The organism is Curtobacterium sp. Leaf154 (assembly GCF_001424595.1).
In the GTDB taxonomy this organism is placed as follows: domain Bacteria; phylum Actinomycetota; class Actinomycetes; order Actinomycetales; family Microbacteriaceae; genus Curtobacterium; species Curtobacterium poinsettiae.
The window spans coordinates 169,839-192,541 of the sequence record NZ_LMOS01000006.1 but is presented as its reverse complement, the minus strand read 5'-3'; the positions used below and the strand labels follow the sequence as shown (position 1 = coordinate 192,541).

The window sequence follows — 22,703 nt, the reverse complement described above, 5'->3', positions numbered from 1 at the left end:
CGTCGGAGCGTGCTAGAGCGTCAGGACCGCGAAGTGGTCGCCGTACTGGGTCTCGCGCACGACCTCGAAGCCCACGGCGCGGAAGAACGCCTCGGGGCTGTCGTCGCCGCCGGGCTCGTACACGACCGTCAGTCGCTCGAACCCGCGGCTGCGCGCTTCGTCCGCCAGACCGTGCACGGCGAAGCGACCGACGCCACGGCCCTGCGCGCTGGCTGCCACGTTGACGCGCCAGATGCAGCTGCGCAGTTCTTCCTGCGCGTTGTCGGCGTCGAACGAACCGATGATCAGGCCGAGGACCTCGTCGTCGTCGAGGACGACACGGGTCCACGCGGAGCTCGGCTTGACGTCGGTCTCGGCGACCCCGTAGGTGGTCGGCTGCACGAACTGTTCCTGGCCCGGCTTGAGCGTCAGGGAGTTGGCCGCGGCAGCGGTCTTCGCGGAGAGTTCTTCCAGGCGCAGGTCGGACATGCGGCCAGGGTAACGGTGCTGACCCTGCGGAAGCCAGTGGCGACGGCAGACCGAGACCGCACCGTTGTCGCGGCGGAACCGGGCGGCCGACCGGCGGGTGCTGCTCACGGCATGACGTCACCCGAGTTCGGGCCGAGCGTCTGCCCGGTGTACAGGTCACCCGCCGGGGACGACGCGAGGAGCAGGGCGGTCGGCGCGACCTCGGCCGGGATGCCGAAGCGTCCGATCGGCAGCTCGGCGGCCTTGTCGGTCCGCCACTGCTGGGTCATCCGGTCCGTCATCGGGGAGACGATCGGGCCGGGTGCGATCGCGTTGACGAGCACACCCCGCCCGCTCCACTCGATCGCGGCGCTCTTCGTCAGCGCGATGACGCCGGCCTTCGCTGCCGCGTAGTGCGCGACCTCGGAACCGCCCTTGATCGCCAGCTGCGAGGCGAGGTTGATGATGCGCCCGTGCCCGTCGCGGAGCATCCGCCGACCGACTGCTCGCATCACCAGGAAGACCCCGGTCAGGTCGATCGCGATGACACGCGCCCAGTCCGCCGTGGTGAGTTCCTCGAGCGGCGCCTGCGAGAGCACGCCGGCGGCGTTCACCAGGACCTGGATCCCACCGGACTCCTCGTCGACCGACGCCACGGCGGCCTCGACCCGGTCCTCGTCGGTGACGTCGAGCACGATGGTCCGGACGCCCAGCCGCTCGGCGAGGTCCGCCAGGCCGTCGGCGTCGAGGTCGGCGGCGACGACCCGCGCTCCTGCGGCGACGAAGGTCTCCACGATCGCGAGCCCGATGCCGCTCGCACCGCCCGTCACGAGCGCGGTCGTCCCGGTGAGGTCGAACACCGTCCGGTCTGGCATCAGTCGGCCATCAGGATCGTCAGGCCGCCGTCGACGACGAGTTCCTGCCCGGTGACGTAGCGCGCCTCGTGGCTGAGCAGGAACCGGATGGCCGCGGCGGCCTCCTCGGCGTGGCCGACACGACCCCACGGGATCCGAGCACCCGCGGCGGCGAGGCCCGCCGGACCGAGCGAGTTCTGGGCGTCCGAGGACTGCGGCGTCTCGATGAGCCCCGGGATGATGGTGTTCACCCGGATCCCACGCGGTGCCAGTTCGGCCGCCGCACTCCGGGCGAGGCCGATCACCGCCGCCTTGCACGCGGCGTAGTGGCTGTGCGCGACCCAGCCGTACACCCCGCCCGCGATCGACGAGACGGCCACCATCGACCCGCCCCGGTCGAGGTGTCGGGCGCCGGCCCGGAGCGTGCGCATCACACCGTGCAGGTCCACCTGCAGGATGTCGTCCCACGCCGCGTCGGTCATGGTGTCGAGCGGCTGCCGACGGAGCACCCCCGCTCCCGCCACGACGTGGTCGACGCGCCCCCAGCGGTCGACGGCCGCCTGGAACACGGCGTCGACGTCCTCGGTGCTGCGGACGTCCGCGGTGACCGTCAGCGCGCTGCCACCGGCCGCCTCGACGGCGTCGACGACGGGTGCGGGATCGTGCGGGTCACCCGCGAAGACGGGGATGACGATGTTCGCGCCGTACTCGGCGAGCTGCACGGCGAGGGCCGCGCCGATCCCGCTCGCGGCGCCGGTGATGACGACCACGCTCCCCGAGAACTCGGAGTACACGCCTGCCGGTGTCGTGGCGCTCAATGCTCGATCACCGCCACGCGCTTCGTCGCGAGCATGATCAGGCCGGAGAGGACCATGCCGCCCGCACCGACGATGAGGGCTGCCGGGCCGAGCCCGATGCTCCCGGCGACGAGGGCCGTCAGCACCGCCGAGCCGATGATGGTGCCGGGCTGTCCCATCGCGGTGACGAACGCGGACCCGGTCGCGCGGCAGCTCGAGTCGAAGCACTCCGCCTGCAGGAAGAGCAGCGACGCGTACGGTCCGAGCAGGAAGAACAGCGTCAGCATGTACGTGACGAGGACGTAGCCGAAGTCGTCCGGCCCGAGCACGAAGAGGGTCCAGCACACACCGGCGAGCACCCAGCCCACGACGATCGTGGTCTTGCGGCCGATGATGTCGCCGAGCCAGCCGTGGAACAGGTAGCCCGCGGCGCCTACCACGTTGGACAGCACGATGATGAGCAGCGACATGCTCGGGTCGACACCCTTGACGCCCTCGAGCATCGTCGTCCCGAGCACGCTCGTGGTGGTGATGCCGAAGTAGTTCACGATCCAGGCGATCGAGAGCACGACGGTGTTGCGTGCGTACCGTCGGCCGAAGATCGCCCGCAGCGGGTTCGGACCCTCGTCGACGATGCCGAAGCGGGCGGCGACCTCGGCGGCCTCCTCGGTGCGACCGGACTTCCGCAGCTGCCGCAGGTAGGTGTTCAGACGGTGCTGCGGCGTCTCCTTGATGCCCTTGCGCAGGAACAGCACGAAGAGCGCCGGGACGGTGGCGATGAGGAACGCGAGCCGCCAGGACTCCTGTCCGAACAGCCCGTTGATGCCGGCGATGAACGCGGCCGCGAGGAGCGCGCCGATCGGCCACCCGGTCTGGACGAGGCTGTAGAAGAAGCCGCGACGCTTCTTGACGCCCTCGAGCTCGGTGAGCGCGAAGACCTCGTTGAGGTAGGTGGAGTTGACCGACTGCTCGGCCATCCCGAAGCCGCTCAGGGCCCGGAAACCGACGAGCGAGGCGACCCCCGTCGACGCCGCCGTCAGCAGCGAGGACAGGGCCGCGCCGCCGATCGTGATCATCATGCCCCGGCGCCGACCGAGTCGGTCCACGAACAGACCGACGAGGACGACGACGACGAAGACCCCGACGCTCACGAGGGTGTTCGCCAGCAGGGCGGTCTGCTCGTTCCACCCGAAGTCCTCGGCGATGCGGGGGAGGAGCGTGCCGAACATGATGAAGTCGTAGACGGCGAGGGTCCAGGCGAAGAACGCCAGCGTCGCGCCGCGCTTGGTCTCCTTCGGCCCGATCGTCGGGAACGTCCCGGTGGCGAGCTCGAGGTCCTCGGGCTCGTGGATGGTCGTGGTGGACATGGTCTTCCTCTCGGTACGGCGGTGCGGCGCTGCGACGGTGTCGCGGCGCGGGCTGACGGGCGGAGGCGGAGCGTCGGTGCGGTCAGGGGTGTCCGGTCGGGGATGAGCCCCGGCCATGGGCGTCGAACGCCGCGTGGATGCGGTCGTCCGGGGCGTCGAGGGCGAGCAGCGCGGCCAGCAGGAGGCGCGCCTTGAGGCCGTCGAGGGTGCCGGCGGGGACGAGTCCGGCGCCGAGCAGGTCGATCTCGCCGCCCGCGAAGCCGTACGTCGTCGTGAGCGTCGCGCCGGCGCCGGTCCGCGACGCCAGCACGACCGGCATCTGCGCGGCGAGTGCGCGGACGGCATCGACCGTGCGCTCGGCGACGTGCCCGCCGCCGAAGCCCTCGATGACCGCGCCGCGGTACCCGAGTCCGTCCAGGGTCGACAGGACCCGGCCGTCGTCAGCGAGGGTGACCCGCTGCAGGGCCACCGGGGGCAGCGGGGCGACGCGTGTGGTGAGCGCGGGCACTCGGGCCGCCGGAGCGTGGAAGACGGGCGAGCCCTCGGTGACCCGTCCGAGCGGACCGGAACCCGGAGAGGTGAAGGCGCCGGTCGACGAGGTGTGCGTCTTGCGGACCGCCCTGGCGGCGTGCACCTCGTCGTCGAGCACGACGAGGACACCGCGTCCCGCTGCTGCCGGTGCCGCGGCCACGTTCACGGCCGCCAGCAGGTTCGCCGGACCGTCCGCACCGGGCGAGGAGGCGTGGCGCATCGCTCCGGTGACGACGAGGGGCTCGGGGCGGTCCCACGCGAGGTCGAGCAGGTACGCGGTCTCCTCGATGGTGTCCGTGCCCTGCGACAGCACGACGCCCGAGGCTCCGGAGCCGACGGCGTCCCGCGCGGCGTCGAGCGCGCGCTGCACGTCGTCGAAGTCGAGCGAGGGAGAGGGCACCATGCCGAGCTGGCGGGCCTCGACCCGTGCGACCTGCGCGATGGCCGGCACACCGGCGAGGAGGTCACGGGCTGCGATCCGCGGGACGGCGCCGGAACCGCGCGGATCGCCGGAGCCGCGCGGATCGCCCGAGGTGACGCTCGCGATGGTCCCGCCGAGGGCGAGGTACACGATCCGCGGGAGCGTGGGGTCCGTCACGGCCGGGTGTCCTTTCGTCGATCGACCGCGCGGGCGAGGCTGCGGTGTTCCCAGTCGGTGTCGTCACGCGGGTCGGCCCTGCGGACGCGGGTCGCGACGGCCGACCAGTCGGTGCGCCCGGCTCCGACCTGTTCGACCGCGTCCAGGACGCCGTCGACGCCCTGCGCCACGACGCGCTTGCCGGTCGGCCCGACGATCACGAGGCGGACGGTGCCCGGGACCTCGTGGACACGGATCCGGTCGTCCGCGAAGAGCCGGGTCGCCCAGGCGGCCAGCCGGAGCTGCGCCCGCTTGCGCGCGGCCGGGGAGTCCTCGACACCGGCGGCGTACCAGTCACGGTTCCCGCCGTTGCCGCCACATCCGCCGCACATCAGGACTCGCGTGGACGCTCGGGCTGCGCGAACGGGAATCGGACGCGGAAGTCGTCGGCGATCTCGTTCATCGTGACGAACCGGACGCCCTCGTGGCCCCTGATGTACTCGATGAGCCGCTCGATCATGAGCAGGACCTGCGGGCGCCCGGAGACGTCGGGGTGGATCGTGATCGGGAAGACGGCGTAGTCGAGTTCGCGGTACACCCAGTCGAACTGGTCCTTCCACATCTGCTCGACGTCGCGCGGGTTGACGAAGCCGTGGCTGTTCGGGCTCGACTTGATGAACATCATCGGGGGCAGGTCGTCGACGTACCAGTTCGCCGCGATCTCGACGAGGTCGATCTCGCTCCCGTGGACGAGCGGCGTCATCCACGTGTGCGGGTCCTGCGAGTAGTCGATCGGTGTCCACTGGTCGCCGACGATCGAGTAGTAGGGGACGAAGTCCTTGTGCTGCTGACTGTGGTCGTAGCTGAACCCGAACTTCTCCAGGAGTGTGGGCGTGTAGCTGCTCAGTTCCCACCACGGAGCGACGTAGCCCGTCGGCTGCCGACCCGTGAGCCGGGTGATCAGCTCGACCGAGCGCTCCATCACCGCGTCCTCCTGCGCCTCGGTCATCGCCACCGGGTTCTCGTGGCTGTACCCGTGCGCACCGATCTCGTGGCCGGCGTCGAACAGGGCCTTGCACTCGTCCGGGAAGGTCTCGAGCGAGTGGCCGGGGATGAACCAGGTCGCTGCGATGTCGGCGCGGTCGAACACCTTCTGCAGACGCGGCACACCGGTGCGCCCCGCGAAGATCCCGCGCTGGATGTCCGAGGGGGAATCCGCCCCGCCGTAGGAGCCGAGCCAGCCCGCGACCGCGTCGATGTCGACGCCGAAGGACACGAAGATCTCTTTCACCATGGGACACCGTCTCTCATCGTTGCTGCAATTCGTGCAATCGTTTGCATTGCCCGGAATCCTGACACCCGACTGTTTCGACCGACGTCCAGCCGTGTAACCAGTGTGTTTCGGATCCTCCGGGCCGTCGTCGGTCGAGGTGCTCGCAAACGTTCGCGCCGCACGGTGTCACGACGATCCGTCACATAGACTCGACGGATGGGCAGTGCAGGCGACGACCCGGCCGGACACGGTCAGCAGGATCGTCGTGGTGACGTGAACCTCCAGGCCATCGCCGCGCTCGCCGGCGTGCACGTCTCGACGGCGTCGCGCGTGCTCCGACAGGCGGAGCCGACCAAGGGGTGGAGCGACTCGGCGCAGCGGGTGATCGCGGCGGCGGCCGAGCTCGGGTACCGCCCCAACCGGATCGCAGCGTCGCTCCGGACCCGGCGGTCGAACACCATCGGCGTCGTGATGCCGCGGCTCGCCGACACGGTCATCGCGACGATCTGCCAGTCCGTCGAGTCGGCTGCCCGCTCCGCCGGGTACCAGCTCCTGCTCACGACGCCCCCGGACGACATGGGCGCGCAGCTGGACGCGGTCGACTTCCTGCTCTCCCGACAGGTCGACGGCCTCATCGTCAGTTCGCTCCACCTGTCGTCCCCGAACCCGCGGCTGACGGACCTCCCCGTGCCGGTCATCGCGACGAACCGCCACCCCGGGGACTGGATGCCCGCGGTGGTCGGTGACGACGTCGAGGGCGGCCGGATGGCCACGGAACACCTGCTCGCTTTGGGGCACCGCCGCATCGGCGTCATCGCCGGTCCGCGCCACGCCAGCACCGCCGTGGAGCGGGTGGCCGGGTTCCGTCTGGCACACGAGCGACGGGACCTCGTCGTCGACGACGCGCTCGTCGTCCACAGCGACTTCGAGGTCGAGGGAGGCGTCGTCGGCGCGCACACGCTGCTCTCGCTGTCGGACCCGCCGACCGCGATCTTCGCCGTCAACGACACCGCGGCGATCGGCGTGATGGGCGCTGCACGGCAACGCGGCCTCCGCGTGCCCGACGACCTGTCGATCGTCGGCTACAACGACATCTCCGTCGTGGCGCAGCTGCCCACACCCATGACGACCGTGCACTCACCGACCGCCCTGATGGGCACCGTGGCGGTGGAGCGACTGCTCGCGGCGATCGGCGACGGGACACTGCAGGGTGCGACGCTCCCGGTCTCGCTCGTCGTGCGGTCGTCGACGGGGCATCCGGCGGGCTGACCCGGCACAGGGCACCCGGACCGGACCACGCGAGCGGGCGCCAGAGCGGCGGACGCTGGCCCACCCGCCGGGTACCCGGGCGGGGTCGCGGTATCGTCGCGGCATGGCAGAGCATCGACGCGGAGCGAACCTCCCGTCGATCGGCGGGTTCAACCGCACCGTGGTCCTCGACGCCGTCCGCCGCTCGCCCGACGGCCTGAGCCGCGTCGAGCTCGCCGCCCGCACCGGCCTGAGTGCGCAGACCGTGTCGAACGTCACCCGGTTCCTGATCGATGCCGGGATGATCGTCGAGTCCGGCACCGTCGTCTCGGGCCGCGGCAAGCCCCGCACCATCCTGCGGCTCGAGCCCGGCAGCCGGTACGCGGTCGGCGTGCACGTCGACCCGGCCGTCGTCACCTACGTGCTGCTCGACCTCGCCGGCACGGTCGTCGCTGCGTCCACGACCTCGACCCCCACCGCCGACGACCCGTCCCAGGTGGTGCGCACCATCGCCTCGGCCGTCGACGGGCTCGTCGCCGACGCCGGGGTGGCCGTCGACAGCGTGCTCGGCGTCGGGATCGCGAGCCCCGGACCCATCGACGTCGAGGCGGGCATCGTGGTCGACCCGCCGTTCCTGCCGCGGTGGCGGGACGTGCCCCTGCGCGACGCGCTCGCCGAGGCCACGGGCTACCCGGTGCTGCTCGAGAAGGACGTCACGGCCGCCGCGGTCGGTGAGATGTTCCTGGCGGGGGAGTCCTCGGCCCGCAACTTCGCGTTCGTGTACTTCGGCACCGGGTTCGGCGTCGGGCTCGTCGTCGACCACGAACCCGTGCGCGGGGTGGGGTCGAACGCGGGCGACGCCGGACACATCATGGTCGACCAGGGGGCGCTCGCGGGCACCCCGGACGGCTCGGGCACGCGTGGCGAGGTCGGCGCTGCCGTCGCGCCGGACCGGCTGGTGCGGGTCGCGCGGTCGCGGGGCCTGGCGTTGTCCGGCGGCGGCGTGGGCGCCGAGGCCGGCGCCGCCGACGATGTCAACGACGCCGAGGCCGACGATGCCGGCGGCGCCGAGGCCGTCGCCGCCGACGCCACGGACAGCGGCGCCACCGACGTCGACGCCGTGGACGCCGCGTGGGACGAACTCGCAACGGCGATCGCTGGCGGGGACGACACCGCCGTCACGCTCGCGGCCGATGCCGGCACCGTCATGGGCAACGCCGTCGTCCTCATCGTCAACCTGCTCGACATCGACCGCGTGGTGTTCGGCGGCCCGTTCTGGTCGCGCATCGCGAGTGCGGCGCTGCCCGCGGCGCGTGCAGCCATCGTCGGGTCGCCGCTGCTCGTGCCGAAGCACCCGGTGCAGGTGGTCGAGAGTGACCGCGGTGCCGACGTCGCCGCCGTGGGTGCCGCCTGCCTGGTGCTCGACGCCGCGCTCTCGCCGCGGGCCAGCACCCTGCTCATCCGGCGCTGACGACCCCGGCAACGAGACGGGCCCGATCCGTGGGCACCGCCCCGGCCCGCTACGCTGCGATCCGACGCACCCGCCGTGGGTGCGGGGACGACGGGGGACACATGACGGACAGCGGCACGGACAGTACGGACAGCACGGACAGCACCGACGGCACGATGGATCCGCGGTGGGCGAGGGTGCGCCCGCTCGTCTTCCGCACGATCATCGGCGCGGTCGTCGCCGCCGGGCTCGTCGGGATCGCCGCGGTGCTCCTCGGCGACTTCGGCATGGTCGCGGTCCAGCTGCTCCTGACGATCGTCGTGGTGGTCGTCTTCGCACTGCTGTCCTGGTACGACGCCGACGTGTCGTCCCGGCGGTCGGGGATCTTCGCGTTCGCGAGCATCGCCACGTCGATGTACCTGCTCGTCGCCGGCCTGTACAAGGTGTGGATCGTGCCGACGGGGCCGGACGGTGACGGCATCTGGTACGTCCTGGAGCACTTCTGGCACTGGATCTGGCTCGTCGGCGTCGCCCGGGTGGCGCTCCTGCACGTCCACCTGCTGCTCGTGATCCACCGCCGCTACCCGACGCCCGTCCTGCAGGTCGTCGCGAAGACCACCGTCGGCGTCATCGCCCTGCTCGCGCTGCTGCTCTCGATCCCGCTGCTCGCGCCGGACGTCGACTACGCGCGGGGCTACTGGCGGCTCGTCTGGGTGGTGGTGATCCTCGACCTGCTCGGTACCGTCGTGGTGCCCCTCAGCAACGCGCTGTTCCGGCCCCGAGCGCCCCGGTCATCGGCGACGTGGCCGGTGCCCGACCAGCAGCCGGCGTGGGGTGCGACGCCGACGCCCGCCGCTCCGGAGCCCGAGGCTGCCGTGCCCGAAGCGCCCGCGCCGCCCGCGCCCGCACCTGCACTGCACCCTGAGCTCGCCCCGGCACCGACGCCCGAGCCCGGCACGGTCGTCGCGTCCGACGGCCGTCGGTACGCGGCCCGTCCGACGGCCTCCCGCGCGCTGGCCTGGCCCCGCTACGTCGACGGCACGCCCCTGCCCGCGCTGCCCGACGGGACGCCCGACTTCTCGGAGGTCACCGAGCGCTGACACCCCGGGCAACGAGTGTGCAGAAGACGTCGGGTTCGCCGTGCGGACCCGGCGTCTTCTGCGCACCGGGTGCGGTGGGCTGTGCCCACGGCGGACGGGAGGCGCGGTGCGGGCCCGCCCCGAGCCTCCAGGCCGACACGTCGCGCGTCCAGCGCGCCGGGCGCGACCTGGGACACCGCCCGTTCACCGGGCGGCCACCGGCCGGTCGCGTGGATGCTGAACAGTCGTGCAGGTCTTCAGCCCGATCGCCCCCGAGAAGGACCCTGCATGCGCGCTCCTGCCCTGCGCCCACCCACACTCCGCATCGGCGCGGCCGTCGCGACTGCCCTGGTCGTCGCCGCCGGTGTCGTCACCGCCAGCCCGGCCCTCGCCGCCGTCGGTGACGACGACCCGTCCGTCGGTGCCGTCGCCGCGAACGGCCTCGTCGTCAACGAGGTCGAGTCGAACGCCGACGACACCGATTGGGTGGAGCTCGAGAACACCTCGGACGCCGCGATCGACCTGACCGGGTACGCGTTCCTCGACTCCGACAACTCGCACGACGCGTACGTGCTCCCCAGCGGCTCGACGATCGCCGCCGGCGGGTACTTCGTCGTCGACCAGCTGTCCGCGACCGCCCCCGGCTTCGACTTCGGGCTCGGTGGTGCCGACACTGCGCGCCTCTACGACCCTGCCGGCGACCTGGTGCTCCGGTACGCCTGGACGACCCACGCGGGTGTCACCTACGGCCGCTGCGCCGACGGTGTCGGGCCGCTCGTGGACACCACGGCGTCGACCAAGGGGGCTGCGAACGACTGCTCCTCACCCGTGCGGATCAACGAGGTCGAGTCGCAGGACGGCACCCCCGGCGACTGGGTGGAGCTGACCAACACCGGCAGCACCACCGTCGACCTGGGCGGGTACGTGCTGCGCGACAACGACGACGACCACGCGTACACGATCCCCGCGGGTACGACCGTCGCGGCCGGGGGCTTCACCGTCCTCGACGAGGCGGCGTTCGGCTTCGGACTCGGCGAGGCGGACTCCGCGCGGCTGTTCGACGCCCGCGGCGCGGTCGTCGACTCGACCTCGTGGACGGCGCACGCGACCACGACGTACGGCCGCAACCCCGACGGCACCGGGGACTTCGCCGAGACGGCAGCACCCACGAAGGGCGCGGCGAACCGGTTCGCCGGCGTCGTCACCGCCGAGGCCTGGCCCGGCGGCCCGGACGAGACCGTGCTCGACGACGAGGACACCTTCACCGGTGACCTGAGCGGCCTCGACTGGACGACCTCGACGACCTCGCGGGACGGGCAGCTCTGGGCCGTGCAGAACGGCGACGGCCTGCTCTACCACCTGACCTCGGACGGCGCGGGCGGCTGGGCACCGTCGAACGCCGCGGGCACCGACCTGCGCTACGCCGACGGCACGGGCACCCCGGACGCCGAGGGCGTGACCGTCACGAGCGACGACCCCGGCGCCGTCTACGTGTCGACCGAGCGCAACAACGACGTGTCGAGCACGAGCCGCCCGTCGGTCCTGCGCTACGCCACGACCGACGGCTCCGAGGCCACCCTGCGGGCCACCGACGAGTGGAACCTCGCCGCGGACTTCCCCGGGCTCGGCGCGAACGCCGGGCTCGAGGGCGTCACCTGGATCCCGGACACCTGGCTCACCGCGCACGGCTTCACCGACGAGCGCACCGGCGCCGCCTACGCACCGTCGCGCTACGCCGGACACGGCGAGGGGCTGTTCTTCGTCGGGGTCGAGGGCACCGCGAGCGTGTACGCCTACGCCCTGATGGACGACGGGTCCTCGGCGCGCATCGCCACGATCGCGACCTCGCTCGCTGTCGTCGCCGACGTGCAGTTCGACCCGACGCTCGACGCGCTCTGGGTGGTCTGCGACGACGTGTGCTCCGGCCGGACCGCGCTGTACGAGGTGACCGACGGGGCCTTCAGCGCCTCGACGCTGTACGAGGCACCCTCGGCCGCCGACCGCACGCTCGCCAACGAGGGCTTCGCGATCTCGGGCGTCTGCACCGACGGGGAGCGCGCGACCTTCTCCGCCGACGACAACGACACGGACGGGTTCTCGCTGCGGACGGGGACGTACCCGTGCGAGGGCGGCGACACCGACCCGGGCACGGAGCCCACGCCGACGCCGATCCCGTCTCCGGGCGACGGCGGCACGACGCCGACCCCGACTCCGGGTGGGACGCCCACCGCGGTCCCGACCCCTGGTCCGTCGGCTGCGCCGGTCGCCCCGGTGGCGCCGTCGGAGTCGGTGTTGACGGAGGCGAACCGTGGTGGGGTCTCGGCTCCGGCGTCGGCTCGTGCGGGGGAGACCATCACGGTGACGGTGGGTACTGCGTCTGCCGGTGACACGGTGAACGTGTGGTTGTTCTCGGAGCCGACGCTGATCGGCACGGCTGTGGTCGCTGCTGACGGGACGGTCCGGGTGACGATCCCTGCCGACACGGTGGCTGGTGCGCACCGCCTCGCGGTGACGGCTGCGGACGGCACGCTGATCGGGTGGACCCCGATCACGATCACCGCGGACGGGCAGCTCGCGTTCACGGGCGCCGCAGGGATGGGTGCCTGATCGTGCGTCGCCGCCGTCGGGCTGCGGCGGCGGAGTAGTCCCCACGCCCCACGTCGGGGCGATGAGTGTGCAGAAGACGTCGGGTTCGCGGTGCGGACCCGACGTCTTCTGCTCACCATGCGCGGTGGGCGCGACCGCGCGGCGGACGGGAGGCGCGGTGCGGGGCCGCCCCGCGCCTCCAGGCCGCGGGTGGCTGCGTTCAGTGCTCGGTGCCGTGCATGGTCTGGGTGTCGTCCTGACCGGGGATGGCGTCCTTCGTGGTCCAGCCGTACCAGCGGCCGTCGATCTCGGTGACCGCGCGACCGTCGCCGCAGGTGACGAGGCCCTTGGTCGGAAGACGCTCCGGCAGGAAGTCGGCGGTCATCGCCGTGCCGCCGTATGACGTGTCGAGCGGGGTGCAGGCGTCCACGTCCACGCCGTCCTTCGAGGCGAACCCGATGACGTACCCGGGCTGCGAGACGTGGAGGCGGACGTCGATGTCCTTCGCGTCCTTCGGCACCCACTTCGGCATGAAGAAGGCCAGGTCCTCGGACTCCCCGGAGTGCGGGGCGTCGGAGTACGTGTCGAAGTGCTTCTGCGGCGTCTTGTTCGGCACCATGTCCTGGATCGCGCTGCAGCCGGCGGTGAGCAGCAGGGCGGACACCGCAGCCGTGGTGGCGAGGGCGATCCGGAGGGTGCGGCGAGCGGTGGTGGGGCGCGTGTCGGTGCTCATGGATCCAGTCTCACGACGGACGCGTCGCTGAAACATCACGTGCGCACCCGGATGTGGTCGGGGGTTACCCCCACCCGCCACGCCGGGCCACCCGTCGGTGATCGGCCCGCGCACCCCGTCGTGACGCCGCAGTATCGTCGGGGCATGCAGCAGGAGATCCTCCGGTACACCGCGTTCGCCGCCGAGCCGGGCGGCGGCAACCCCGCAGGGCTCGTGCTCGACGCGGCCGGACTGTCCGACGACCAGATGCTCGCGGTCGCCCGGCAGGTCGGGTACCCCGAGACCGCCTTCGTCGTGGGTGCGACGGCGACCGGGCCGCGGGTCCGCTACTTCTCGCCGAGCGCCGAGGTGCCGTTCTGCGGGCACGCCACCGTCGCGCTGGCCGTCGCGCTGGCCGAGCGCGAGGGGCCGGGCCGCCGGGTGTTCACGACCCTGGCCGGCGAGGTCACGCTCGATGCCACCGTCGGTGCGGACGGCTCGGTGCTGGTCGCGATGACGAGCGTCGAGCCGGCGACACGGGACATCGACCCGGTTCTGCTGGTGCGGCTGTTCGACCTGCTCGGGCTCTCGGCCGCGGACATCGCTCCGGGGTTCCCGGTGCTGGAGTCCTTCGCCGGCAACTGGCACCCGGTGCTCGTGCTGCACGACTACGAGCTGTTCCACCAGTTCCGGTTCGCGCCGGGGCCCCTGGCCGAGCTCAAGCGCGAGGCCGGCTGGGCGGGGACCGTCACGGTGCTGCACCGCACCGGCGACCGGGAGTACGAGGCGCGCAACCTGTTCCCCGCCGGACGCATCACCGAGGACCCGGCGACGGGATCGGCAGCGGCGTCGACCGGGGCGTACCTGCGGCAGATCGGTGCGGTGCAGCCGGGCGACCGCATCACGATCCGGCAGGGGCGGCACGTCGGGCGTCCGAGTCTGCTGCTCGTGGACGTGCCCGAGGCCGGCGGGATCACGGTGAGGGGGAGCGCGACGCCGATCTCCTGACGGACGTTCCTTCCCAGAACGCACGCGATGAAGCGGAATCGGGCGTCCCTGGTCGAAACTTCCGACCCGGTACGCCCGATTCGACCCGGTGCGCCCGAATCCGCCAGGCAACCCCTTGACACGGTTAAGTCAATACGGTGGACTAATCCTGCGCGCGGGCGATGGTGCCCGCGGACATCACCCGTGCAAAGGAGCACCGATGAAACGCACCCGCATCATCGCCGGACTCGCAGCTGTGGCCGTGGCCGCAGTCGGTCTGGCTGGCTGCTCGAGCTCGGGGTCCGCCTCGAGCGACACGATCAAGATCGCGTACCAGAAGTTCGGCGCCTTCCAGCAGCTCGACGCCCAGATGAAGGTCGTCAAGAAGCAGTACGAGAAGGACAACCCGGGCAAGAAGGTCACCCTCGTGCCCATCCAGGCGCAGGGCAACGACTACTACACCAAGCTCGCGCTCATGAACAAGGCGCCGGCCACGGCCCCGGACGTCATGTACGAGGACACGTTCCTCGTCAAGGCCGATGCCGAGGCGGGCTACCTGCTGCCACTCGACAAGTACACGGACAAGTGGGACGAGTGGGACCAGTTCTTCGACAACGCCAAGCAGGCCGGGCAGGGTGACGACGGCAAGATCTACGGCGTCCCCATGGGCACCGACACCCGAGCCCTCTGGTACAACAAGGACATCTTCAAGAAGGCCGGGCTCGACGTCCCGTGGAAGCCGAAGACGTGGGACGACGTGCTCGCGGCGGCGAAGACCATCAAGGAGAAGCAGCCCGACGTCATCCCGTTCAACATCTACTCGGGCAAGGCGCAGGGCGAGGCCTCGACCATGCAGGGCTTCGAGATGCTCCTGTACGGCGCCGACGGCTCCGGCAACACCCTGTACAAGGACAAGAAGTGGGTCACCGGCTCGAAGCAGTTCGAGGACTCGCTCAAGTTCGTGAAGGACGTCTACCAGGGCGGCCTCGGCCCGACACCGCAGCAGGCGCTCGACACGAACGTCGGCACGACCATCGCCCAGACGTGGCTGCCGAAGGGCAAGCTCGCGATCGACCTGGACGGTTCGTGGCAGTCCGGCACGTGGCTGAAGTCCGGCACGGCGCCGTGGCCCGAGTGGAACGACGTGATGGGCCAGGCACCCATGCCGACCCAGAACGGGCAGGCTCCCGGCTACAACTCGATGTCCGGCGGCTGGACCCTGGCGGTCGGCGCGAAGTCGAAGAACCCGCAGGCGGCGTTCGACTTCATCACGAGCTTCCTCGACAAGGACGGTTCGCTCAAGTACGACACCGAGAACAGCCAGATCGCCGTCCGGAAGGACGTCGCGGACGACCCGGAGTACACGGCGGCGAACCCGACGTTCAAGTTCTTCTCGGGGCTGGTGGAGAACACCAACTTCCGCCCGGCGACGAGTGACTACTCGCAGGTGTCCAACGCGATCCAGGTCGCGATGGAAGCGGTCATGACCGGTCAGCAGTCGCCGAAGGACGCGGCTGCCGCCTACGACAAGGCCGTCACGCAGGTGGTCGGCAAGGAGAACACCGTCTCCGCTGGTTGACGGTCCGTCACCCACTGACGGACGGGAGGCGCGGGGCGGTCCCGCACCGCGCCTCCCATCCGTCCTTCCCCACCTTCGGAACCCCTCCGCACCCGGAAGGCACCCATCGTGTCCAGCACCCCCCTCGCGCCGACGCTGTCGGCGCCCGGTGCGCCGAAGCGCACCGATCCACCCGTGCCGCGCAAGCGGCGACCACTGCGGAACGTCGGACGAGCCGTCCCGCTCCTGCCCGCCCTGGTCCTGCTCGTCATCTTCCTGCTCGGCCCCGTCATCTCGTCGTTCTACGGGTCGTTCACCAACTCGGCCCTGACCGGTGCGAGCGCGGCCGACCAGCAGTTCGTCGGCTTCCAGAACTACGTCGAGCTGTTCCAGGACCCGGACTTCCCGAAGTCCGTGATCCTGACCATCGTCTTCCTGCTGGCCTCGGCCGTGGTGGGGCAGAACGTGCTCGGGCTCGGCCTGGCGCTGCTGATGCGCTCGGCGAACAAGGCCGTGCGGGCGATCGTCGGCACCTTCGTGGTGGCGGCGTGGGTCCTGCCCGAGATCGTGGCGTCCTTCGCGGCGTACGCGTTCTTCAACGACGAGGGGACGCTCAACACGTTCCTCGCGTCCATCGGGATCACCGGCGCGAACTGGCTCTACACGTACCCGATGCTCGCCGTGATCCTGGCGAACATCTGGCGCGGCACCGCGTTCTCGATGCTCGTCTACTCGGCCGCCGTGCAGGAGGTCCCCGAGGAGATCACCGAGTCCGCCGAGGTCGACGGCGCCACCGGCTGGCAGCGGCTCGTCTACATCACGCTCCCGGTGATCCGCCGGAGCATCTCGACGAACCTCATGCTCACGACGCTGCAGACCCTGTCGGTCTTCACGCTGATCTTCGTGATGACCGGCGGCGGCCCGGGCACGAACTCGTCGACCCTGCCGATCCTGGCGTACCAGGAGGCGTTCAAGTTCTCGCAGCTCGGCTTCGGGACCGCGATCGCGACCATCCTGCTCGTGGTGGGGGCGGTCTTCTCGATCATCTACATCCGAGCCCTCAAGCCGGAGGTGGACTGATGGCCATGACAGCCCCGTCCCTCGACCAGACCACGACCCGATCGGTGACCGCACCGGGGTCGATGCACATGACCTCGCCGCGCGGCCGCACCATGCGGTGGGTGTCGAACGTCGTGCTGCTCGTCATCGCGGTGTGCTTCGCGGTGCCGCTGCTCTGGCTCGTGCTCGCCTCGTTCGACACCCAGGCGTCGCTGTCGGTGAAGCTGCCGTCGCAGTTCACGCTCGACAACTTCGCCAAGGTGCTCACCCCCGAGCTGTCGTTCATCCCGCTCGCGAACAGTCTGCTGCTCTCCGGCGGCACCGCGGTCGTCACCGTGGTGTTCGCCCTGCTGGCCGCGTACCCGCTGTCCCGCTACAAGATGCGCGTCAACAAGCCGTTCCTGTACAGCATCCTGTTCGGCACCGGCCTGCCGATCACCGCGATGATGGTGCCCGTCTACGCGCTGTTCGTGTCGCTCAACCTGATCGACAACGTGTGGGGCTGCATCTTCTTCCTCGCCGCCACCAGCTTGCCGATGGCGATCTGGATGGCGAAGAACTTCATGGACTCGGTGCCGATCTCGCTCGAAGAGGCGGCGTGGACCGACGGCGCCTCGATGCTCACCACCCTGACCCGCATCGTGATCCCGCTCATGCGTCCGGGCATCGCGGTCGTGTTCATCTTCGTGTTCATCCAGGCGTGGGGGAACTTCTTCGTCCCGTTCGTCCTGCTGCTCTCGCCCGAGAAGGTGCCCGCCGCGGTGAGCATCTTCAACTTCTTCGGGCAGAACGGGGCCGTGGCGTACGGCCAGCTCGCCGCGTTCTCGATCGTCTACTCCGTGCCCGTCATCGCCCTCTACGTGATCGTGTCCCGAGGCCTCGGCGGCGGCAACGCCCTCGCCGGTGGCATCAAGGGCTGACGCCGGCCCCACCCCCGCAAGACACCGGTGTTCGCGCGTCGAACACCCGCGAACCGCGGTTCGATCCGCGAACACCGGTGTTCCGCGAACCAGAAAGGAAGCACATGCACCAGGACGAACCGCTCGTCGAGGCCCGGATCGCCCGCCTCGTGCGCGACCGTGTCGACCCCGCCGTCCTCCGTCGCTCGGCGCCGGTGACGATCGAGGCGTGGGAGGTGCCGGGCGAACCGGTGCCGTTCGACGCCGCCGTGGGCGAGACGTACACACCGTTCACGGTGGGGTCGCACTGGGGCGGGCGCCCGTGGGGCACGACGTGGTTCCGGGTGACCGGTACCGTGCCGGCGGACTTCGGCACCGCGCAGGGGACCACCGCCGAGCTCCTCGTCGACCTGGGGTTCACCAAGCGGCAGCCCGGGTTCCAGGCCGAGGGACTCGCGTTCCGCGCCGACGGCTCCACGATCAAGGCGATCGAGCCGCGGAACGACACCGTGCCGCTCGAGGTCGGCCCGGGGGAGTCCTTCGAGCTCTGGATCGAGGCCGGGGCGAACCCCGACATCGGCGGCGACTCGTTCCAGGGGGCGACGCCGCTCGGCTCGCGCTCCACCGCCGGCGACGACCCCATCTACCGCCTGAAGGCCCTGGAGGTCGTCGAGCGGGACGACACCGTGTGGGAACTGCAGCAGGACCTCTGGGTGCTGCGCGGGCTGATGGCCGAGCTCCCCACCGACGGCACCCGCGGCGCCGACATCCTGCGCGCGCTCGAACGGGCCGCCGACGCCCTGGACCCGGACGACGTCGCCGGTACCGCCGCGGACGCCCGGCAGGTCCTGGCGCCCGTGCTCGCCGTCCCCGCCAGCCCCGCCGCCCACCGTGCCATCGCCGTCGGGCACGCCCACATCGACTCCGCCTGGCTGTGGCCCGTGCGCGAGACGAAGCGCAAGTGCGCCAGGACGTTCTCGAACGTGCTCGACCTGATGGACCGCGACCCCGACTTCACCTTCGCCTGCTCGTCCGCCCAGCAGTACGCGTGGATCCGCGACGAGTACCCCGAGGTCTTCGCGCGCATCAAGCAGCGCGTCGCCGAGGGCCGGTGGATCCCCGTCGGCGGCATGTGGGTCGAGTCGGACACCAACCTGCCCGGCGGTGAGGCCCTGGCCCGCCAGTTCGTCGCCGGCAAGCGCTTCTTCCTCGAGGAGTTCGGCATCGACACCCCCGAGGCCTGGCTCCCCGACTCGTTCGGCTACTCGGGCGCCCTGCCCCAGATCGTCCGCGCCGCCGGCTCGAAGTGGTTCGTCACCCAGAAGCCGTCGTGGAACGAGACGAACGTCATCCCGCACACCTCGTTCCACTGGGAGGGCATCGACGGCTCACGCGTCCTGACGCACCTGCCCCCGGCCGACACCTACAACTCCGACGTCTCACCTGCCGACCTGCGCCGCGGCGAACGGAACAACAAGGAGCGCGGCACCGCCAACACGTCGATGCTGCTGTACGGCTTCGGCGACGGTGGTGGCGGTCCCACCCGCGAGATGGTCGGTGCCGCACACCGCCAGCACGACCTCGACGGGTCGCCGCACGTGACCCTCGGCACGCCCGCCGAGGTGTTCGAGCAGCTCGAAGCCGAACTGCCGACGCCCGGGGTCTGGTCGGGGGAGATGTACCTGGAGTTCCACCGCGGCACCTACACGTCGCAGATCCGCACGAAGCAGGGCAACCGCCGCTCCGAGCACCTGCTGCGCGAAGCCGAGCTCTGGGCAGCGACGGCGGCCGTCCGGCTCGGCAGCGAGTACCCGTACGCCGAACTCGAGGACGCCTGGCACACCGTCCTGCTGCAGCAGTTCCACGACATCCTGCCGGGGTCCTCGATCGCGTGGGTGTACGAGAACGCCGAGGAGCAGTACGCCCGGGTCGCCGAGGTGCTCGAGGGGCTGATCGGGAGCGCGACGACGGCGCTCGCCGCAGGCGGGAGCGGTGCCGCTGCCGGCGCAGCCGACGACACCGCGTCGGTCGTGCGCTTCAACGCCTCGCCGGTCGCGGCGGGAGAGGTGACCGCCCTTGCAGGTTCGGTCGTCCACGCGCCGCGACCCGTGCCTCCCGTCCGGGCAGGCGACCGCTTCGTCTTCAACACCGGCGTCGTCACCGCGACCATCGACGCAGCCGGCCACGTCGTGTCCTTCGTCGACTCCGCGACCGGACGCGACGCGATCGCGCCAGGCGCGGCGGCGGCCGAGTACACGGTGTTCCGCGACACCCCGAACCAGTGGGAGGCCTGGGACATCGACCGCGCGTACCAGCGCAACGGCACGGTGCTGTCGGCGTCGTCGGTCTCGATCGCAGGCGACGCGCTCGTGGTCGAGCGGTCCTTCGGATCGTCGACGCTCACCACGCGCTACTCGGCGGTGCAGGGCGAACCGGAGCTGACCGTCGAGACCGAGGTCGACTGGCACGAGCACCAGAAGCTGCTGAAGCTCGCGTTCCCGATCGACGTGCTCGCGTCGTCGGCCTCGAGCGAGATCCAGTTCGGGCACATCGACCGGCCGACGCACCAGAACACCTCGTGGGACCACGCCCGGTTCGAGACGTCGGCGCACCGCTGGGTGCACGTCGCGGAGCCGGGGTTCGGGGTGGCCGTGGCCAACGACTCGACCTACGGCCACGACATCACGCGTGAGACCCGGGCGGACGGCGGGACCACCACGCTCGTACGGGAGTCGCTGCTGCGCGGACCGACGTTCCCGGACCCGAACGCCGACCAGGGGCACCACGTGTTCCGGACGGTGCTGCGGATCGGGGCCTCGGTGCTCGACGCCGCAGACTCCGGGTACCGGCTGAACCTGCCGGTGCGGAGCGTCCCCGGGTCGACCCCGATCGAGCCGCTCGTCACGGTGTCGTCGCCGCAGGTGTTCGTCGAGGCCGTCAAGCTCGCCGAAGACCGCTCCGGCGACGTCGTCGTGCGGCTGTACGAGGGGCTCGGGGGCCGGGCGACGGACGTCGGGGTGGCCTTCGGGTTCGACGTCGAGTCGGTGTCGCAGGTCGACCTGCTCGAGCGGCCGCTGGAGCGCTCGTGGTCGGCCGGTCAAGCAGTCGCGTTGACCCTGCGTCCGTTCGAGATCGTGACGCTGCGCGTGCGTCGGGCCTGAGGCAGCGGGCCCGGCGCACTGCTGGGAGGGACCGCGGCGCCGGACGGGACACGGGTGCGTTCCGTTCGGCGCCGTGTTGTGCGCGGGGCTGGCCGGGTGGAATCGGGCGTCGCTGGTCGAATCGGGCGTACCTGGTCGGAACTTCCGGCCAGGTACGCCCGATCCCGCTTGGCATCGCGCCCGTTCTGGGAAGGAACGTCTTCCCTCCACAACCGCCCAGGCCTGGAGGCCCGTCCACAGTTCGCGACATCGGCCCGCTGGGCGGGTGGCCGGTCCGGCATTGCGGACGCGGCGTTGCGAGGTGGGTTCGACGTCGGCGACCTCGCGTGCGGTGACCTCGTCGCACCGGTGAACCGGCACAGCACGCTCTGGCTAGCGTGGCGGCATGGCAGTGCAGGAGATCTGGCTCGTCCGTCACGGCGAATCGGTCGCGAACGTCGCAGCGGCTCGGGCCGAGGCAGCGGGGGACGACGTCATCGACGTCGAGTTCCGCGACGCCGACGTCCCGCTCAGCCCGCTCGGCGCCGCCCAGTCACGTGCTCTCGGGCAGGAGCTCGCCGACCGCGGGATGGACGACGTCCCCGTCGCGCTCTGGGTGTCGCCGTACCTCCGGGCACAGCAGACCATCGCCATCGCGCTCGAGGCAGCCGGGCTCGCCGAACCCCGCAAGCGTGTGGACGAGCGCCTGCGCGACCGCGAACTCGGCGTCCTCGACCTGTTGACCCTGCAGGGCGTCCGCAACCGGTACCCCGACGAGGAACGCCGCCGGCAGTGGCTCGGCAAGTACTACCACCGGCCCGCGGGCGGGGAGTCGTGGGCGGACGTGATGCTCCGGCTCCGGACGCTCCTGGGTGACCTCGAGCGGGTCGACGGTGTCGAGCGCCTGGTGATCGCCGCACACGACGCCGTGGTGATGCTCGCCGTCGCGGTGTGCCTCGACCTCGACGAGCCGGCACTCATGGAGTTCGCCCACACCCACGCGGTCGCCAACGCCTCCCTCACCCGACTCCGACGCGACGGCGCCGGGTCGCCGTGGGTCCTCGAGGAGTTCTCCTCGGTCGGACACCTGGACGACGACGAGGTCACCCAGCACACCGGCCGGAAGGACGACGAACATGTCCACTGAACCCGTCACCCCGAACTTCCTGCGTGACTGGCCGCTGCCCGAACCCGGTGCCGGCAAGTACGGCCGCGGGCAGGTGCTCGTCATCGGGGGTGCGGCTCGCACCCCGGGAGCCGCGCTGCTCTCGGCGCTCGCCGCGCTCCGCGTCGGCGCCGGTCGCCTCACCCTGGCCGTCGGCCGGAGCGTCGCGAACGAGGTCGCGGTCGCCGTGCCCGAGTCCGGGGTCGAGCCCCTCGACGAGGACCAGGACGGGCACATCGCCGTCGGCGCGATCGAGGGCATCGCGGACAGCGCCTCGAGCGCCGATGCCGTGTTGGTCGGCCCGGGACTCGACGAACCGGACGGTTCCCGTGACCTCGTGGCCGGACTCGCCGACGTCGTCGGTCCGCGGACCACCGTCGTGCTCGACGCCTTCGCCCTCGGTGTCGCCGCCGACGTACGGGACCGCCTCGAACCGCTGCGTGGACGGCTCGTGATGACGCCGAACTCCGGCGAGGCAGAACGCCTGCTCGGTCGGGAGTGCAGCGACGACGACGTGGCCGACGCCGTCGCGATCGCGAACCGGTTCGGTGCGGTCGTCGCCCTCGGTGACGCCATCGCGACACCGCACGGTCGTGCGTGGCTCAAGGGCACCGGCTCGGGTGGCCTCGGCACCAGCGGGAGCGGGGACGTGCTGTCCGGCGCGGTCACCGGGCTGCTCGCCCGCGGTGCCGATCCGGCACAGGCCGTGGCGTGGGCGTCGTACGTGCACGCTGCCGCCGGTGACCGGCTCGCGGTGCAGGTCGGACCACTCGGCTACCTGGCGAGCGAACTCGTGACCGAGATCCCGCGGGTCCTCGTCGAACTCGGAGCCTGAGCGCGCCCGGAACGACCCGCGGCACCGTCGTCGTGAACCGCATCCGCGCCTCCAGGCCTGGTGCGGGCGCAACCCTGCGCCCAGAACGAGCAATGCGTACAGCCGCACCCGCTGTTCCGCCGTCGTTCACCACCGGAGC

General features: G+C 71.3%; 19 protein-coding genes. 11 read left to right on the top strand and 8 right to left on the bottom strand.

What is annotated here, in order from left to right:
* Nucleotides 1–12: 12 nt before the first annotated feature.
* From ASF75_RS12690 to ASF75_RS12660, 7 genes are all read right to left on the bottom strand, one after another.
* Entirely contained in the window at nucleotides 13–468 is a 456-nt protein-coding gene (locus ASF75_RS12690; RefSeq protein ID WP_017888144.1) for a GNAT family N-acetyltransferase, read from the bottom strand.
* Nucleotides 469–572: 104 nt separating this feature from the next.
* Nucleotides 573–1,322, bottom strand: coding sequence for an SDR family NAD(P)-dependent oxidoreductase (locus ASF75_RS12685; protein WP_056071924.1), 750 nt, complete (start codon nucleotides 1,320–1,322; stop codon nucleotides 573–575).
* Nucleotides 1,322–2,119, bottom strand: coding sequence for an SDR family NAD(P)-dependent oxidoreductase (locus tag ASF75_RS12680; protein WP_235517669.1), 798 nt, complete (start codon nucleotides 2,117–2,119; stop codon nucleotides 1,322–1,324). Before ASF75_RS12680 ends, ASF75_RS12685 begins: the two co-directional genes overlap by 1 nt.
* A complete protein-coding gene (locus ASF75_RS12675) occupies nucleotides 2,116–3,465 on the bottom strand; it encodes an MFS transporter (RefSeq protein ID WP_017888141.1) in 1,350 nt (449 codons plus the stop codon). The genes ASF75_RS12680 and ASF75_RS12675 overlap by 4 nt, the downstream gene beginning before the upstream one ends.
* An 82-nt stretch (nucleotides 3,466–3,547) precedes the next feature.
* The gene (locus ASF75_RS12670) at nucleotides 3,548–4,594 is read right to left on the bottom strand and encodes an asparaginase (RefSeq protein WP_017888140.1); all 1,047 of its coding nucleotides are present in this window, start codon (nucleotides 4,592–4,594) and stop codon (nucleotides 3,548–3,550) included.
* Nucleotides 4,591–4,965 carry a hypothetical protein gene (locus ASF75_RS12665; protein WP_056071918.1) on the bottom strand — a complete coding sequence of 125 codons (375 nt, stop codon included), beginning with the start codon at nucleotides 4,963–4,965 and terminating at the stop codon, nucleotides 4,591–4,593. The genes ASF75_RS12670 and ASF75_RS12665 overlap by 4 nt, the downstream gene beginning before the upstream one ends.
* Nucleotides 4,965–5,867, bottom strand: coding sequence for a polysaccharide deacetylase family protein (locus ASF75_RS12660; RefSeq protein ID WP_017888138.1), 903 nt, complete (start codon nucleotides 5,865–5,867; stop codon nucleotides 4,965–4,967). The genes ASF75_RS12665 and ASF75_RS12660 overlap by 1 nt, the downstream gene beginning before the upstream one ends.
* 195 nt (nucleotides 5,868–6,062) lie before the next feature.
* Between ASF75_RS12660 and ASF75_RS12655 the strand changes: the two genes are divergently transcribed.
* The 4 genes from ASF75_RS12655 to ASF75_RS17410 all read left to right on the top strand — a co-directional run bounded on the left by ASF75_RS12655 (nucleotide 6,063) and on the right by ASF75_RS17410 (nucleotide 12,230).
* On the top strand, nucleotides 6,063–7,115 hold the full coding sequence (locus ASF75_RS12655) for a LacI family DNA-binding transcriptional regulator (protein WP_082046968.1): 1,053 nt from the start codon (nucleotides 6,063–6,065) through the stop codon (nucleotides 7,113–7,115).
* A 103-nt stretch (nucleotides 7,116–7,218) separates the two neighbouring features.
* Nucleotides 7,219–8,565 (top strand): ROK family transcriptional regulator, encoded by a 1,347-nt coding sequence (locus tag ASF75_RS12650; RefSeq protein ID WP_056071915.1) that lies wholly within the window; start codon nucleotides 7,219–7,221, stop codon nucleotides 8,563–8,565.
* Nucleotides 8,566–8,666: 101 nt separating this feature from the next.
* The gene (locus tag ASF75_RS12645) at nucleotides 8,667–9,644 is read left to right on the top strand and encodes a hypothetical protein (protein WP_156463879.1); all 978 of its coding nucleotides are present in this window, start codon (nucleotides 8,667–8,669) and stop codon (nucleotides 9,642–9,644) included.
* Nucleotides 9,645–9,911: 267 nt separating this feature from the next.
* A complete protein-coding gene (locus ASF75_RS17410; protein WP_162243024.1) occupies nucleotides 9,912–12,230 on the top strand; it encodes a lamin tail domain-containing protein in 2,319 nt (772 codons plus the stop codon).
* 199 nt (nucleotides 12,231–12,429) lie between these two features.
* Here ASF75_RS17410 and ASF75_RS12635 read toward each other — a convergent pair whose 3' ends face one another.
* Nucleotides 12,430–12,942 carry a hypothetical protein gene (locus ASF75_RS12635; protein WP_056071909.1) on the bottom strand — a complete coding sequence of 171 codons (513 nt, stop codon included), beginning with the start codon at nucleotides 12,940–12,942 and terminating at the stop codon, nucleotides 12,430–12,432.
* 144 nt (nucleotides 12,943–13,086) lie between these two features.
* Between ASF75_RS12635 and ASF75_RS12630 the strand changes: the two genes are divergently transcribed.
* The 7 genes from ASF75_RS12630 to ASF75_RS12600 all read left to right on the top strand — a co-directional run bounded on the left by ASF75_RS12630 (nucleotide 13,087) and on the right by ASF75_RS12600 (nucleotide 22,564).
* Nucleotides 13,087–13,929 (top strand): PhzF family phenazine biosynthesis protein, encoded by an 843-nt coding sequence (locus tag ASF75_RS12630; RefSeq protein ID WP_056071906.1) that lies wholly within the window; start codon nucleotides 13,087–13,089, stop codon nucleotides 13,927–13,929.
* A gap of 199 nt (nucleotides 13,930–14,128) precedes the next feature.
* Nucleotides 14,129–15,487, top strand: a complete 1,359-nt coding sequence (locus tag ASF75_RS12625) for an extracellular solute-binding protein (protein ID WP_017888132.1) — start codon at nucleotides 14,129–14,131, stop codon at nucleotides 15,485–15,487.
* A 108-nt stretch (nucleotides 15,488–15,595) separates the two neighbouring features.
* The gene (locus ASF75_RS12620; protein ID WP_017888131.1) at nucleotides 15,596–16,546 is read left to right on the top strand and encodes a carbohydrate ABC transporter permease; all 951 of its coding nucleotides are present in this window, start codon (nucleotides 15,596–15,598) and stop codon (nucleotides 16,544–16,546) included.
* 5 nt (nucleotides 16,547–16,551) lie between these two features.
* Nucleotides 16,552–17,445, top strand: a complete 894-nt coding sequence (locus tag ASF75_RS12615) for a carbohydrate ABC transporter permease (RefSeq protein ID WP_371830315.1) — start codon at nucleotides 16,552–16,554, stop codon at nucleotides 17,443–17,445.
* Between the two features lie 104 nt (nucleotides 17,446–17,549).
* Nucleotides 17,550–20,585, top strand: coding sequence for an alpha-mannosidase (locus ASF75_RS12610; RefSeq protein WP_056071903.1), 3,036 nt, complete (start codon nucleotides 17,550–17,552; stop codon nucleotides 20,583–20,585).
* A gap of 385 nt (nucleotides 20,586–20,970) precedes the next feature.
* On the top strand, nucleotides 20,971–21,711 hold the full coding sequence (locus tag ASF75_RS12605) for a histidine phosphatase family protein (protein ID WP_056071900.1): 741 nt from the start codon (nucleotides 20,971–20,973) through the stop codon (nucleotides 21,709–21,711).
* Nucleotides 21,701–22,564, top strand: a complete 864-nt coding sequence (locus ASF75_RS12600; protein ID WP_056071897.1) for an NAD(P)H-hydrate dehydratase — start codon at nucleotides 21,701–21,703, stop codon at nucleotides 22,562–22,564. The genes ASF75_RS12605 and ASF75_RS12600 overlap by 11 nt, the downstream gene beginning before the upstream one ends.
* Nucleotides 22,565–22,703: the final 139 nt, after the last annotated feature.